The sequence below is a fragment of the Pseudomonas sp. H9 genome (genome assembly GCF_004353925.1).
In the GTDB taxonomy this organism is placed as follows: Bacteria; Pseudomonadota; Gammaproteobacteria; order Pseudomonadales; family Pseudomonadaceae; genus Aquipseudomonas.
The window spans coordinates 53403-67982 of sequence record NZ_SMOK01000044.1 but is presented as its reverse complement, the minus strand read 5'-3'; the positions used below and the strand labels follow the sequence as shown (position 1 = coordinate 67982).

At 58.4% G+C, this 14580-nt stretch carries 12 protein-coding genes; 7 read left to right on the top strand and 5 right to left on the bottom strand.

The features are described from left to right. Together E1573_RS24585 and E1573_RS24580 are read right to left on the bottom strand one after the other, a co-directional pair. On the bottom strand, window positions 1-963 hold the full coding sequence (locus tag E1573_RS24585) for a FecR domain-containing protein (RefSeq protein ID WP_133217131.1): 963 nt from the start codon (window positions 961-963) through the stop codon (window positions 1-3). Further along, the gene (locus E1573_RS24580; protein WP_133217130.1) at window positions 960-1475 is read right to left on the bottom strand and encodes a sigma-70 family RNA polymerase sigma factor; all 516 of its coding nucleotides are present in this window, start codon (window positions 1473-1475) and stop codon (window positions 960-962) included. The genes E1573_RS24585 and E1573_RS24580 overlap by 4 nt, the downstream gene beginning before the upstream one ends. A 185-nt stretch (window positions 1476-1660) precedes the next feature. On the opposite strand from E1573_RS24580, the gene E1573_RS24575 reads away from it, so the two are divergent. The 7 genes from E1573_RS24575 to E1573_RS24545 all read left to right on the top strand — a co-directional run bounded on the left by E1573_RS24575 (window position 1661) and on the right by E1573_RS24545 (window position 10706). After that, a complete protein-coding gene (locus E1573_RS24575; protein ID WP_133217129.1) occupies window positions 1661-1963 on the top strand; it encodes a DUF6388 family protein in 303 nt (100 codons plus the stop codon). Between the two features lie 274 nt (window positions 1964-2237). Further along, on the top strand, window positions 2238-3548 hold the full coding sequence (tig, locus tag E1573_RS24570) for a trigger factor (protein ID WP_133217128.1): 1311 nt from the start codon (window positions 2238-2240) through the stop codon (window positions 3546-3548). Between the two features lie 91 nt (window positions 3549-3639). Further along, window positions 3640-4281, top strand: coding sequence for an ATP-dependent Clp endopeptidase proteolytic subunit ClpP (clpP, locus tag E1573_RS24565; RefSeq protein ID WP_028945303.1), 642 nt, complete (start codon window positions 3640-3642; stop codon window positions 4279-4281). Between the two features lie 106 nt (window positions 4282-4387). Next, complete coding sequence (clpX, locus tag E1573_RS24560; RefSeq protein WP_128324524.1) at window positions 4388-5671, top strand: ATP-dependent Clp protease ATP-binding subunit ClpX; 1284 nt, start codon at window positions 4388-4390, stop codon at window positions 5669-5671. A 150-nt stretch (window positions 5672-5821) separates the two neighbouring features. Next, window positions 5822-8218 carry an endopeptidase La gene (gene lon / locus E1573_RS24555; RefSeq protein ID WP_133217127.1) on the top strand — a complete coding sequence of 799 codons (2397 nt, stop codon included), beginning with the start codon at window positions 5822-5824 and terminating at the stop codon, window positions 8216-8218. A gap of 148 nt (window positions 8219-8366) precedes the next feature. Next, window positions 8367-8639, top strand: coding sequence for an HU family DNA-binding protein (locus E1573_RS24550; protein ID WP_038613039.1), 273 nt, complete (start codon window positions 8367-8369; stop codon window positions 8637-8639). A 195-nt stretch (window positions 8640-8834) separates the two neighbouring features. Continuing rightward, complete coding sequence (locus E1573_RS24545; RefSeq protein ID WP_133217126.1) at window positions 8835-10706, top strand: SurA N-terminal domain-containing protein; 1872 nt, start codon at window positions 8835-8837, stop codon at window positions 10704-10706. Window positions 10707-10875: 169 nt separating this feature from the next. Here the strand turns inward: E1573_RS24545 and E1573_RS24540 are convergent, their stop codons facing one another. Genes E1573_RS24540 through E1573_RS24530 form a run of 3 tightly spaced genes read right to left on the bottom strand, consistent with a single transcriptional unit; the run spans window position 10876 to window position 14579 of the window. Further along, a complete protein-coding gene (locus tag E1573_RS24540) occupies window positions 10876-12483 on the bottom strand; it encodes an ABC transporter ATP-binding protein (RefSeq protein WP_133217125.1) in 1608 nt (535 codons plus the stop codon). A 1-nt stretch (window position 12484) separates the two neighbouring features. Continuing rightward, a complete protein-coding gene (locus E1573_RS24535) occupies window positions 12485-13504 on the bottom strand; it encodes an ABC transporter permease (protein ID WP_133217124.1) in 1020 nt (339 codons plus the stop codon). 1 nt (window position 13505) lies between these two features. Next, entirely contained in the window at window positions 13506-14579 is a 1074-nt protein-coding gene (locus E1573_RS24530) for a microcin C ABC transporter permease YejB (protein WP_133217123.1), read from the bottom strand. Between the last annotated feature and the right edge of the window lies 1 nt (window position 14580).

Here is a 14580-nt window from a genome sequence, read left to right as displayed (position 1 = left end):
TCAGCGCGCAGCGACGGTGACCCAATAGTTGCTGCGGCGCAGGATCTGAACCGGTAGTGCGTGGGGCAGGGCATCGAGCACCGCATCGCTATCGGCCAGCGGGTACACGCCGGAAATGTGCAGGCTGGCCACCTCTTCGCTGCAGCGCAACAAGCCAGGGCGGTAACGGCTCAACTGGCTGAGGAAAGCGTCCAGGCGCATGGCGTCGGCTATCAGCACGCCCTGGCTCCAGGCCGGCTCCAGTGCAGCATGGCCCTGGCTTTCAATGCGCGTGGCGGAGAAGCGTGCGTGCTGGCCGGGGTTGAGGCGCAACGGTGTAGCACCCGCTTGCCGGGGTTGCAGCTCGACAGCACCGTCGAACAGCGCAACTTGAGTGGTGCCAGGCTGCAGATCGACGACAAAGCGGGTGCCGAGTGCGCGTACGCTGCCCTGAGGTGTTTGCACGCGCAATGGGCGCTGTGCGCTGCCTGGGCCGTGGCCGCTGGTCAACAGCATGCGCCCGTTGCGTAGGTAGATGAGGCGCTGATGGTCACCGAACGCCACATCAATCTCGCTATCGGCGTCCAGCATCAGCGTGCTGCCATCGCTTAAGTTGATAGCGCGCGGCGCCTGGGCGCCATTGCTGAATGCAAGGGTTGTGGCTGATAGCGATCGGCTGCGGTAAGTCAGGTGTCCAGCACCCCCTGCCAGCGCTAACAGCAACAACGCCTTGAGCACGCGCCGGCGTTCCGGGGCAGGGCGTTGGGACAGGCTGTGGTAACCGGCCTGTGGTTCCAGTGCAGCGAAGCGTTGGCGCATCGATTCGATATGCAGCCAGGCGCGTTCGTTATCGGCAGTGGCGGCGCGCCAGCGTTGCAGGGCATGTTCCTGGCTCGGGCTGAGGTCGCCCTCCATGGTCAGTGTCAGCCATTGGGCGGCTTCACGGGCAGTGCGCGGGTTGAAAGGCGGTTTGGCTGCGATCATGACAGTTCGGCGAAGAAGCAATGTTGATTGGCCTTGACCAGATACAGCTTCACCGAGCGCGTGCTGACACTCAGGCGTTCGGCGATTTCGGCGATTTTCAGCCCTTGCAGGTGCGACAGCAAAAACGCCTCGCGCACCTTGCCGGGCAGGCTGTCCAGCATACGATCAAGTTGGGTCAAAGCTTCGAGTGCCAGCAGGCGCACCTCAGGGGAGGGCTCAACTGCTTCAGGCAGCATGGCCAGCGCTTCAAGGTATGCCTGCTCCACCAGACGGCGACGATAGACATTAGCCATCAGCCGACGTGCGACGGTAGACAGGAACGAGCGTGGTTCACGAATGTTGAACAGGTCTTTGCCGCTGAGAATGCTCAAGAACGTGTCTTGAGCGATGTCAGCCGCATGCTCGGGGCAGCCGATGCGCTGGCGTAGCCAGCGGTGCAACCAATGATGGTGATCCTGGTAAAGCGCCTGCAGACGAGTGTTGGCTGAAACAGGGGAGGGGCTGGGTTCCATCGGATGCAATGCCGGCGTAGAGCAAAAAGTTCGCACAGTATAACGATACTCATTATCAAGTGATAATTGTTTGTGTTAACTCGTCGCGAGTGCAGCATTGCCGACACTGGTGACAAAGGGCCAAAAGCTGATAGATTTCAGCCGGTTGAGGCCGTTGCCAACGGCAAGGTAGTGAGGACAGCGCCATGATTTCAAAAGAACGCCAGGCCAGCGCGTTACAGCGTTTCGCCGCGGCCAATCCGCAGCTACTCGAAGAAATTGCCGGGCTCAGCGCCCATGAGCAGCAACAGCAGATTGAGTGGGCCTTTGAAGACGCAGCGCAGGAGCAGGGGCTTGAGCCTTGGGAATTGACCCTGCAACTGATTGCCAGTTCTGACGAGGAGCTCCAGGCCATGCGCCTTGAAGTGCATCGGCAAGTGGCCGAAGCGCTGGGCATGGAGTGGGAAGAATATTGCGTCATCAACGAGATCGACAATCCGGCGCGCTAAGTGCCGAATCGTGGTCTTGTAGTGTTTTGACAAGTATTTATGGCTGTTCGGTGCCGGGTTTGCCGCCTTCAGGTGAGGAGGCACCCAGGCCTTGAACAGTGGGTCTTGAGCGCCCTTGACCAAGGTTTTGGCCAGGGGCTGTAAATGAAATGGACCGGCGTGCTTTCCCGTCGTCTTGAACGGGGTGACTTCTGGCCTTTGAGCCACTAGAATGCTTGCCCTTGATTCTGGAGTCGGGTATCGCCGGCTAACGTCTGTGCAACGAGGAATATCCATGCAAGTTTCTGTTGAAAATACTTCTGCTCTCGAGCGTCGCATGACCATCGCCGTTCCGGCAGAGCGCGTCGAGACCGAAGTCAACAAGCGTCTGCAACAGACTGCCCGTCGCGCCAAGGTTCCAGGCTTCCGCCCTGGCAAAGTGCCTATGAGCGTGATCCGTCAGCGTTATGAAGATGCTGCCCGCCAGGAAGCCTTCGGTGATCTGGTTCAGGCTTCCTTCTACGAAGCTGTGGTCGAGCAGAAGCTGAACCCGGCTGGCGCGCCTGCCGTTGAGCCAAAGTCGTTCGAAAAAGGCAAAGACCTGGAATACATCGCAACCTTCGAAGTGTTCCCTGAGTTCACCGTTGCCGGTTTCGACTCGATCGCCGTTGAGCGCCTGAGCGCTGAAGTGGCTGACGCCGACCTGGACAACATGCTGGAAGTGCTGCGCAAGCAGAACGTTCGTTTCGAAGCCGCTGACCGCGCTGCCCAGAACGAAGACCAACTGAACATCGACTTCGTCGGCAAGGTCGACGGTGAAGTGTTCGCTGGTGGTTCGGCCAAAGGCACTCAGCTGGTACTGGGTTCGGGCCGCATGATCCCTGGTTTCGAAGAAGGCCTGGTTGGCGCCAAGGCCGGTGAAGAGCGCGTTCTGAACGTGTCCTTCCCTGAGGACTACCAGAACCTGGACCTGGCTGGCAAAGCTGCCGAGTTCACCGTTACCGTCAACAGCGTTTCCGAGCCTAAGCTGCCAGAGCTGAACGAAGAGTTCTTCGCCCAGTTCGGCATCAAGGAAACCGGCATCGACGGTTTCCGCGCCGAAGTTCGCAAGAACATGGAGCGTGAGCTGCGTCAGGCCATCAAGACCAAGGTCAAGAACCAGGTAATGGACGGCCTGCTGGCTGCCAACCCGATCGAAGTGCCAAAAGCCCTGCTGGAAAACGAAGTGAACCGCCTGCGCGTTCAAGCCGTTCAGCAGTTCGGTGGCAACATCAAGCCAGAGCAACTGCCAGCCGAGCTGTTCGAAGAACAAGCCAAGCGCCGCGTTGTACTGGGCCTGATCGTTGCTGAAGTGGTCAAGCAGAACGAGCTGAAGCCAGACGAAGCCCGCGTTCGTGAAATGATCGAGGAAATGGCTTCGGCTTACCAAGAGCCTGAGCAAGTCGTTGCCTGGTACTACAAGAACGACCAGCAACTGAACGAAGTTCGTTCGGTTGTGCTGGAAGAACAAGTTGTGGATACTGTTCTGCAGAAAGCTACTGTGACCGACAAATCGGTCTCTTACGAAGAAGCCATCAAGCCAGCACAAGCACCAGCCGCTGACTGATTTTCTTCTCTCGTAGGAAAACACCACAAGCCAGCCTTCGAGCTGGCTTGTGCGTATTCAAGACATGACTATTTGGGAGTGAGTGCAGGACATGTCCCGCAATTCTTATTATCAGCAGAGCTCTGACATCCAGGCCGCAGGCGGTCTGGTCCCGATGGTTATCGAGCAATCCGCTCGTGGCGAACGTGCCTATGACATCTACTCGCGCCTCCTGAAGGAGCGGGTGATCTTCCTGGTCGGCCCGGTAGAGGACTACATGGCCAACCTGATCGCGGCGCAGTTGCTGTTCCTTGAAGCGGAAAACCCGGACAAGGATATCCATCTCTACATCAACTCACCGGGCGGTTCGGTGACTGCGGGTATGTCGATCTACGACACCATGCAGTTCATCAAGCCGGACGTCTCTACCACCTGCATCGGCCAGGCATGCTCCATGGGTGCCTTCCTGCTCGCAGCCGGTGCCAAGGGCAAGCGTCACTGCCTGCCGAACTCGCGGGTGATGATTCACCAGCCACTGGGTGGTTTCCAGGGGCAGGCGACGGACATCGAAATCCACGCCAAGGAAATCCTCTCCATCAAGTCGCGGTTGAACGAGTTGCTGGCCTATCACACCGGCCAGGATCTGGAGACCATCAAGCGTGACACCGAGCGTGACAATTTCATGAGCGCGCAACGTGCTGCTGAGTACGGCCTGATCGACTCGGTACACGACAAGCGGCAAATGGCTGTCTGATAAGGTACGAAAGCAGGTGGTTGGGCTTTCCCGCCACCTGTGGACTTGAAAAAGCCCGCAATTGCCTTCATCTTGTGTTGCAAGCCTACCGGATTGGATCGATCGAATGACTGACACCCGTAACGGCGAGGACAACGGCAAATTGCTCTATTGCTCCTTCTGCGGCAAAAGCCAGCATGAAGTGCGCAAGTTGATTGCCGGCCCCTCGGTATTTATCTGCGACGAGTGCGTCGACCTGTGCAATGACATCATCCGCGAGGAGGTGCAGGAAGCCCAGGCCGAGAGCAGCGCGCATAAACTGCCTTCGCCGAAAGAAATCAGCACCATCCTGGACCAATATGTCATTGGTCAGGAGCGTGCGAAAAAGGTACTGGCGGTAGCGGTTTATAACCACTACAAGCGCCTGAACCAACGCGACAAGAAGAACGACGACGTCGAACTCGGCAAGAGTAACATCCTGCTGATCGGTCCGACGGGCTCGGGTAAAACCCTGCTCGCCGAAACCCTCGCGCGTCTGTTGAATGTGCCGTTCACCATCGCCGATGCCACCACCCTGACCGAAGCCGGTTATGTGGGTGAAGACGTCGAGAACATCATTCAAAAACTGCTGCAAAAGTGCGACTACGACGTGGAAAAAGCCCAGATGGGCATCGTCTACATCGACGAAATCGACAAGATTTCGCGTAAGTCGGACAACCCGTCCATCACCCGTGACGTTTCGGGCGAGGGCGTGCAGCAGGCATTGCTGAAGCTGATCGAAGGCACGGTTGCCTCGGTTCCACCACAAGGTGGCCGCAAGCACCCGCAGCAGGAATTCCTGCAGGTCGATACGCGTAACATCCTGTTTATCTGTGGCGGTGCGTTCTCTGGCCTGGAAAAGGTCATTCAGAACCGTTCCACCCGCGGCGGCATTGGCTTTGGTGCCGAAGTGCGCAGCAAGCAGGAAGGTAAAAAGGTCGGTGAATCGCTGCGTGAGGTCGAGCCTGACGATCTGGTCAAGTTTGGTCTGATTCCGGAATTCGTCGGCCGTCTGCCGGTGCTGGCAACCCTCGACGAGCTCGACGAAGCTGCCTTGATGCAGATTCTCACCGAGCCGAAGAACGCCCTCACCAAGCAGTACGCCAAGCTGTTCGAGATGGAAGGTGTAGACCTCGAGTTCCGCAGTGATGCGCTCAAGTCCGTGGCTCGTAAGGCCCTGGAGCGTAAAACGGGCGCCCGTGGCCTGCGTTCAATTCTCGAAGGTATCCTGCTCGACACCATGTACGAGATTCCTTCGCAGAAGGATGTCAGCAAAGTGGTGATCGATGAGAGCGTTATCGATGGTACTTCGCAGCCGCTGCTGATCTACGAGAACAGCGAGCCGCAAGCCAAAGCTGCACCTGACGTCTGAGTCGCCAAACGGCTCGAATCAGCAAGGGGCCTTCGGGCCCCTTTGCTTTTCCTGTCGTAGAGCTTGTTTTTTTGCGGGGCTGCCCCCACATTAAACCCACGCTCAAATTCCACCGGTTTCCGGCCATAAGGCCGCTGTAGAGGCGAAATCATGAAGACCACCCTCGACTTGCCTCTTTTGCCATTGCGCGATGTCGTCGTCTATCCGCACATGGTGATCCCACTGTTCGTGGGTCGCGAGAAGTCCATCGAAGCCCTCGAGGCCGCCATGACGGGCGAAAAGCAGATTCTGCTGCTGGCCCAGAAGAACCCCGCAGACGACGATCCGGGTGAAGACGCCCTGTACCGCGTCGGTACCATTGCCACTGTCCTGCAACTGCTGAAACTGCCCGATGGCACCGTGAAGGTGCTGGTTGAGGGCGAGCAGCGCGGTGCAGTCGAGCGTTTCAACGAAGTCGATGGCCATATCCGCGCCGAAGTCTCGCTGATTGAAGAGTCGCAGACCGCCGAGCGCGAGTCTGAAGTCTTCGTTCGTAGCTTGCTGTCACAATTTGAACAATACGTTCAGCTGGGCAAGAAAGTCCCGGCTGAAGTCCTGTCGTCGCTCAACAGCATCGACGAGCCTGGGCGCCTGGTTGACACCATGGCCGCGCACATGGCGCTGAAAATCGAGCAGAAGCAGGAAATTCTCGAAATTCTTGACCTGGCTGCCCGTGTCGAGCACGTCATGGCCCTGCTGGACGCTGAAATCGACCTGCTGCAGGTAGAGAAGCGCATCCGTGGCCGGGTCAAAAAGCAAATGGAGCGCAGTCAGCGCGAGTACTACCTGAATGAGCAGATGAAGGCCATTCAGAAAGAGCTCGGCGACAGCGAAGAAGGCCACAACGAAGTCGAAGAGCTGAAAAAGCGCCTCGACGCCGCTGGCCTGCCGAAAGATGCCTACGCCAAGGCCCAGGCCGAGCTGAACAAGCTCAAACAAATGTCGCCGATGTCGGCTGAAGCCACCGTGGTGCGTTCCTACCTGGACTGGCTGGTGCAAGTGCCGTGGAAGGCGCAGAGCAAGGTACGCCTTGACCTGGCCAAGGCCGAAGAGATCCTCGACGCCGACCACTACGGCCTGGAAGAGGTCAAGGAGCGTATCCTTGAGTACCTCGCCGTGCAGAAGCGCGTGAAGAAGATCCGCGGCCCTGTGCTGTGCCTGGTGGGGCCTCCAGGGGTTGGTAAAACCTCCCTGGCCGAGTCGATTGCCAGTGCGACCAACCGCAAGTTCGTGCGCATGGCCCTGGGTGGCGTGCGTGACGAAGCCGAGATCCGCGGCCACCGCCGTACCTACATCGGTTCGATGCCAGGCCGTTTGATTCAGAAAATGACCAAGGTGGGCGTGCGCAACCCGCTGTTCCTGCTCGACGAAATCGACAAGATGGGCAGCGACATGCGTGGCGATCCGGCCTCGGCGTTGCTGGAAGTGCTCGACCCTGAGCAGAACCACAACTTCAACGATCACTATCTGGAAGTCGATTACGACCTTTCCGATGTGATGTTCCTGTGCACCTCCAACTCGATGAACATTCCGCCAGCGCTGCTGGACCGGATGGAAGTCATCCGTCTGCCGGGTTACACCGAAGACGAGAAGATCAACATCGCTGTGAAGTACCTGACGCCCAAGCAGATCAAAGCCAACGGCCTGAAAAAGGGCGAGCTGGACATCGACGTCTCGGCGATTCGCGACATCATCCGTTACTACACCCGCGAAGCCGGTGTGCGGGGCCTGGAGCGTCAAATCGCCAAGGTCTGCCGCAAGGTGGTCAAGGAGCATGCCGGTCTCAAGCAAGTGGCTGTCAAGGTCACGGGCGAGCAGTTGGAGCAGTTCCTGGGCGTGCGCAAGTTCCGTTACGGTCTGGCTGAGCAGCAGGATCAGATTGGTCAGGTCACGGGGTTGGCCTGGACTCAGGTCGGTGGCGAGTTGCTGACCATTGAAGCGGCGGTGATTCCGGGCAAAGGCCAGTTGATCAAGACCGGTTCTTTGGGCGATGTCATGGTCGAGTCGATCACTGCAGCGCAGACGGTCGTCCGTAGCCGGGCAAAAAGCCTGGGCATTCCGGCCGATTTCCACGAGAAGCGTGACACCCACATCCATATGCCGGAAGGTGCGACGCCCAAGGATGGTCCAAGTGCCGGTATCGGCATGTGCACCGCCCTGGTTTCGGCTTTGACCCAGATCCCGGTACGTGCCGATGTGGCCATGACGGGTGAAATCACCCTGCGTGGGCAGGTGCTGGCGATTGGCGGTTTGAAAGAGAAACTGCTGGCTGCACACCGTGGCGGAATCAAGACGGTGATCATTCCTGAAGAGAATGTACGGGATTTGAAAGAAATTCCTGAGAATATTAAGCAGGATCTTCAGATTAAACCGGTCAAATGGATTGACGAAGTCCTCCAAATTGCGCTGCAATACGCCCCGGAGCCCTTACCAGATGTGGCTCCCGAGATAGTCGCCAAGGATGAAAAGCGCGACAGCGATTCCAAGGAAAGAATTAGCACGCATTAGTACGAATTCGGCTGGGGGGCTTTCTTGACAGTTTTTTCAGGCCCTTGTTATAAAGCGGCGCCTAAGCGTCATTAGGCCACCCAGCGCTTGTTTAGCTTTTCATTACATACTTAGAAACAAACTCAATAGAGATATAAGGGGACTTAGAGTGAACAAGTCGGAACTGATTGACGCTATCGCCGCATCTGCTGACATCCCGAAAGCTGTTGCTGGCCGCGCGCTGGACGCAGTAATCGAATCCGTCACTGGCGCCCTGAAGGCAGGTGACTCCGTGGTACTGGTAGGCTTCGGTACTTTCTCCGTCACCGATCGCCCAGCTCGTACCGGTCGCAACCCGCAAACCGGCAAGACTCTGGAAATCCCTGCTGCCAAGAAGCCAGGCTTCAAGGCTGGCAAGGCACTGAAAGAAGCCGTCAACTAAGACCTTCCTTCAGGCTCACGCCTAAGCGGGCCAGGCTGATGCCTGGCTTGGCTGCTGAACATCGGGAAGCATTGAACCGCTTCTGTTGTTCAGCCAGTTACGAGAAGGCGCATCCTCGGATGCGCCTTTCTTCTATCAGGAATCTACCCACGCTCCACGGTTGCTTCATTCAGTACAACCGTTTCTGGGGGACGCATGCTGCAGAATATCAGGGACAATTCACAAGGTTGGATTGCCAAGACCATCATCGGTGTCATCGTAGCCTTGATGGCACTGACCGGCTTCGATGCCATCTTCCAGGCCACCACCCACAGCCAGGACGCTGCCAAGGTCAATGGTGAAACCATTAGCCAGAACGAGCTGAGCCAAGCCGTCGACATGCAACGTCGGCAGCTGATGCAACAGCTGGGCAAGGATTTCGATCCATCTCTGCTCAATGAGAACATGCTGCGTGAAGCAGCGCTCAAGGGTCTGATCGACCGCAAGCTGCTGCTTCAGGGTGCTGAAGACGCCAAGTTCGCGTTCTCCGAGGCCGCACTCGACCAACTGATCCTGCAGACGCCTGAGTTTCAGGTTGATGGCAAGTTCAGTGCCGAGCGTTTCGACCAGGTGATTCGCCAGATGGGCTACAGCCGTATGCAATTCCGCCAGATGCTGGCTCAGGAAATGCTCATCGGCCAACTGCGCGCAGGTCTGGCTGGCAGCGGCTTTGTCACCGACGAACAGGTCAATGCTTTCGCCCGTCTGGAAAAGCAGACCCGTGATTTCGCTTCGCTGACCTTCAAGGCTGACCCGGCTGCAATCGCCGTCACCGACGAACAGGTCAAGGCGCACTACGATGAACACGCCAAAGAATTCATGAGCCCGGATCAGGTCGTTATCGACTACATCGAGCTGAAGAAGTCGGCGTTCTTTGACCAAGTGACGGTTAACGAAGACCAGCTCAAGGCGCTGTACGAGAAGGAAATCGCCAACCTGGCCGAGCAGCGTCATGCGGCGCACATCCTCATCGAAGTCAACGACAAGGTGAACGAAGCCCAGGCCAAGGCCAAGATCGAAGAGATCCAACAGCGTCTGGCCAAGGGTGAAGACTTTGCCGCACTGGCCAAGGAGTTCTCCCAGGACCCAGGCTCGGCCAACAACGGCGGTGACCTCGGTTATGCCGGTCAGGGCGTTTATGACCCAGCCTTTGAAGAGGCTCTGTATGCCTTGAAAAAAGACCAGGTGTCGGCACCGGTGCGTACCGAGTACGGTTTCCACCTGATCAAGCTGTTGGACGTACAGGCACCTGAAGTGCCGACTTTCGCCAGCCTGAAAGACAAGCTGACTCGCGAGCTCAAGGCTCAGCAGGTTGAACAGCGCTTTGTCGAAGTGACCAAGCAGCTGGAAGATGCTGCGTTTGAAGCATCCGACCTGGCTCAGCCCGCTCAAGAGCTGAACCTGAAGGTTCAGACCTCGGCAGCCTTCGGTCGTGAAGGCGGTGACGGCATCACTGCCAACCGCGCTGTGATCCAGGCCGCCTACAGCACTGAAGTGCTGGAAGAGGGCTCTAACAGCACCGCCATCGAGTTGGACCCGGAAACCGTGGTGGTTCTGCGCGTCAAGGAACACCTCAAGCCTGAGCAACTGGGCCTGGACGTCGTTTCCGACAGCATCCGCAAGCACTTGGCCAAGGAGCAGGCGACTGCTGCACTGAAAGCCAAGGCTGACGCCCTGATCGCTGGTCTGCGTAATGGCACCATCGCTCAGGATGCAGCCCAGGACGGTCAGAGCTGGAAAGTGCAGGAAGCGGTTTCGCGCAGCCAGGAAGGTATCGACCCGGTTGAGCTGCAGGCCGTATTCCGCATGGCCAAGCCAGAAGCCAAAGACAAGCCGGTCTACAGCAGCGTAGCGCTGAACGACGGCAGCCTGGTGGTACTGCGCTTGAATGGCGTCAACGAAGGTGCTGCTGCGACCGACGAAGAGAAATCGGCTTACCGTCGCTTCCTCGCTTCGCGCGCTGGCCAGCAGGACTTCGCGGCGTACCGCAAGCAGCTGGAAACCAAAGCGGACATCACCCGTTACTGAGTGACCCACGCTTGAAACAGAAAAGGCCGCTTATGCGGCCTTTTCTGTTTCTGGTAGGAGCGGGCTTGCCCCGCGATATGATGTGACTGATACACCGCTATCGCGGGGCAAGTCGAGTCGCCGCACCGCCGCTCCCACAGCAAGCCCGCTCCCACAGCAAGTCCAGCCTTCAGTGAGTAACAGGTGCCAGGAAGGCTGCCTCCAGCAACTGGCGGGTATAGGTGTGTTGCGGCGCAGCGAAGATGTCCGCTGCCGTACCCTGTTCCACCACCTTGCCCTGTTTGACCACCATCAGTTGGTGGCTCAGCGCCTTGACCACCGCCAGGTCGTGGCTGATGAACAGGTAGGTCAGGTTGTATTTGCTTTGCAGTGAACGCAGCAGTTCCACCACTTGACGTTGCACAGTACGGTCCAGCGCCGAAGTGGGCTCATCCAGCAGGATCAGCGCCGGTTTGAGCACCAGTGCACGCGCAATGGCGATACGCTGTCGCTGGCCACCGGAAAACTCATGGGGGTAGCGGTGTCGGGCTTGTGGATCCAGGCCGACCTCCTGCAGGGCTGCGATGATTGCCTGTTCTTGTTCTGCTGCCGTGCCAATGCGATGAATGCGCAAGCCTTCACCAACGATATCGCTGACGCACATGCGTGGGCTGAGGCTGCCGAACGGGTCTTGGAACACCACCTGCATCTGTCGACGCAACGGGCGTACCTGTTGCTGGTTCAGATCCTCCAGTGCAGTACCCTGAAAGCGAATGCCGCCCTGGCTGCCCAGCAGGCGCAGGATTGCCAGGCCCAGGGTGGATTTGCCTGAGCCGCTTTCGCCGACGATACCCAGGGTCTGGCCCTGGGGCAGGCTGAAATTGATGCCGTCCACCGCCTTGACGTGATCGACAGTGCGGCGCAACAGGCCTTTCTTGATCGGGAACCATACGCGCAGGTCTTGAACTTCCAGCATCGGCTTGCCGGCCGGGTTGTCGGCCGGGCCACCGCTGGGCTCGGCGCCCAGCAGCATTTGGGTGTAGGGGTGTTGCGGATGCTGGAACAAGGTCGTGCAGTCGGCCTGCTCGACGATGCAGCCGCGCTGCATTACGCATACCCGGTGGGCAATGCGTTTGACCAGGTTAAGGTCATGGCTGATCAGCAGCAGTGCCATGCCCAGGCGTGCCTGAAGCGACTTGAGCAGCTCGAGGATTTTCAATTGCACGGTGACATCGAGGGCGGTGGTCGGCTCGTCGGCAATCAGCAATTCTGGCTCGTTGGCCAGGGCCATGGCGATCATCACACGCTGCCGCTGGCCGCCTGAGAGCTCGTGTGGCAGGGCTTTGAGGCGCTTTTGTGGCTCAGGTATGCCAACCAGCTCCAGCAGTTCCAGCGTGCGTGCAGTGGCTTCCTTGCCGCGCAGGCCCTTATGCAACAGGAGGATCTCGTTGATCTGCTTTTCGATGCTGTGCAGCGGGTTGAGCGAGGTCATTGGCTCCTGGAAGATCATCGCGATGCGGTTACCGCGGATGCGGCGCATCTGTTTTTCATCCAGAGTCAGCAGGTCGCGCCCTTCGTACTGAATGGTGCCGGAAGGGTGGCGCGCCAGCGGGTAGGGCAGCAAGCGCAAAATCGAATGGGCAGTCACCGACTTGCCCGAGCCACTTTCGCCCACCAGCGCCAAGGTCTCGCCGCGGCGAATATCGAAGCTGATGCCTTCGACTACGCGTTGGGTCTGCTCGCCGGTAATGAATTCGACAGACAGGTCACGCACTTCGATCAAGGTTGGATTGCTCATGTTATTTCCTCGGGTCGAAGGCATCGCGGGCCGATTCGCCAATGAATACCAACAGGCTGAGCATCAACGCCAGTACGGCGAAGGCACTGATGCCAAGCCAAGGTGCCTGCAGGTTGGACTTACCCTGCGCCACCAGCTCACCCAGTGAAGGCGCGCCAGGTGGCAGGCCGAAGCCGAGGAAGTCCAGGGCGGTCAAGGTGCCAATGGCGCCGGTCAGGATGAACGGCATGAAAGTCATGGTCGAGATCATGGCATTGGGCAGGATATGGCGGAACATGATCGGGCCGTTTTGCATGCCCAGGGCGCGCGCAGCGCGGACATACTCCAAGTTGCGACCGCGCAGAAACTCGGCGCGCACCACATCCACCAGGCTCATCCAGGAAAACAGCAGCATGATCCCCAGCAGCCACCAGAAATTCGGTTGCACAAAGCTGGCGAGAATGATCAGCAGGTAGAGCACCGGCAGGCCCGACCAGATTTCCAGGAAGCGTTGCCCGGCCAAGTCGACCCAGCCGCCATAGAAGCCCTGCAAGGCACCTGCAACCACGCCAATGATCGAACTGAGAATGGTCAGGGTCAGGGCGAACAGCACTGAGATGCGAAATCCGTAGATCACTCGCGCGAGCACGTCACGGCCTTGGTCGTCGGTACCTAACCAGTTCTGTGCCGAAGGTGGCGCGGGGGCAGGTACCTTGAGGTCGTAGTTGATGCTCTGGTAGCTGAACGGGATCGGTGCCCATAACACCCAGCTGTCCTTGGCGGCCAGCAGCTCGCGGATGTAGGGGCTCTTGTAGTTGGCCTCCAGTGGGAATTCGCCGCCGAAAGTGGTTTCCGGGTAGCGCTTGAAGGCCGGGAAATACCATTCGCTGTCGTAGCGCACGGCCAGAGGTTTGTCGTTGGCGATCAGTTCGGCGCCCAGGCTCAGGCCGAACAGGATCAGGAACAGCCACAGCGACCACCAGCCTCGGCGGTTGGCTTTGAAACGCTCGAAGCGTCGACGGTTGAGAGGGGACAGGTTCATCTCAATGCTCCCGGCTGTCGAAGTCGATACGCGGGTCGACCAGGGTGTAGGTCAGGTCACCGATCAGTTTCACCACCAGGCCCAGCAGGGTGAAGATGAACAGGGTGCCGAAGACTACCGGGTAGTCACGGTTTATTGCCGCTTCAAAGCTCATCAGGCCCAACCCGTCGAGGGAGAAAATCACCTCGATCAACAGCGAGCCGGTGAAGAAAATGCCAATGAAGGCGGAGGGAAATCCAGCGATTACCAGCAGCATGGCATTGCGGAATACATGGCCATAAAGCACCCGGTTAGGGCTCAAGCCTTTGGCTTTGGCGGTGACCACGTACTGTTTGTTGATCTCGTCGAGGAAGCTGTTCTTGGTCAGCAAGGTCATGGTGGCAAAGTTGCCGATCACCAGGGCGGTCACCGGCAGTACCAGGTGCCAGAAGTAATCGAGGATCTTGCCCGTCGTGCTCAGTTCGTCGAAGTTGTTCGAGGTCAAGCCGCGCAGCGGGAACCAGTCGAGGTAGCTACCGCCAGCGAACACCACGATCAGCAAAATGGCGAACAGAAACGCCGGGATCGCGTAGCCGACAATGATTGCCGAGCTGGTCCAGACATCGAAATGGCTGCCGTGGCGCGTGGCCTTGGCGATCCCCAGGGGGATCGACACCAAGTACATGATCAGCGTGCTCCATAGCCCCAGCGAGATCGACACCGGCATCTTTTCGATGATCAGGTCGATGACCTTGGCATCGCGGAAGAAGCTGTCGCCAAAATCGAGCTGGGCGTAGTTCTTGATCATGATCCACAGGCGTTCCGGTGCCGATTTGTCGAAACCGTACATTTTTTCGATTTCTTGGATCAGGGCTGGGTCCAGCCCCTGGGCGCCACGGTAATTGGAACCGGCGACCGAAACCTCGGCGCCGCCACCGGCAATGCGGCTGGTAGCGCCCTCGAAGCCCTCGAGCTTGGCGATCATCTGCTCGACCGGGCCACCCGGCGCGGCCTGGATGATGACGAAGTTGATGATCAGGATGCCCAGCAAGGTCGGGATGATCAGCAGCAAACGCCGAAAGATGTAGGCCAGCATA

Bases quoted from the DNA above. Each gene is read 5' to 3' on its own strand.
- E1573_RS24585 (WP_133217131.1), bottom strand. From the start codon at position 963: ATGATCGCAGCCAAACCGCCTTTCAACCCGCGCACTGCCCGTGAAGCC.
- E1573_RS24580 (WP_133217130.1), bottom strand. From the start codon at position 1,475: ATGGAACCCAGCCCCTCCCCTGTTTCAGCCAACACTCGTCTGCAGGCG.
- E1573_RS24575 (WP_133217129.1), top strand. From the start codon at position 1,661: ATGATTTCAAAAGAACGCCAGGCCAGCGCGTTACAGCGTTTCGCCGCG.
- tig (WP_133217128.1), top strand. From the start codon at position 2,238: ATGCAAGTTTCTGTTGAAAATACTTCTGCTCTCGAGCGTCGCATGACC.
- clpP (WP_028945303.1), top strand. From the start codon at position 3,640: ATGTCCCGCAATTCTTATTATCAGCAGAGCTCTGACATCCAGGCCGCA.
- clpX (WP_128324524.1), top strand. From the start codon at position 4,388: ATGACTGACACCCGTAACGGCGAGGACAACGGCAAATTGCTCTATTGC.
- lon (WP_133217127.1), top strand. From the start codon at position 5,822: ATGAAGACCACCCTCGACTTGCCTCTTTTGCCATTGCGCGATGTCGTC.
- E1573_RS24545 (WP_133217126.1), top strand. From the start codon at position 8,835: ATGCTGCAGAATATCAGGGACAATTCACAAGGTTGGATTGCCAAGACC.
- E1573_RS24540 (WP_133217125.1), bottom strand. From the start codon at position 12,483: ATGAGCAATCCAACCTTGATCGAAGTGCGTGACCTGTCTGTCGAATTC.
- E1573_RS24535 (WP_133217124.1), bottom strand. From the start codon at position 13,504: ATGAACCTGTCCCCTCTCAACCGTCGACGCTTCGAGCGTTTCAAAGCC.
- E1573_RS24530 (WP_133217123.1), bottom strand. From the start codon at position 14,579: ATGCTGGCCTACATCTTTCGGCGTTTGCTGCTGATCATCCCGACCTTG.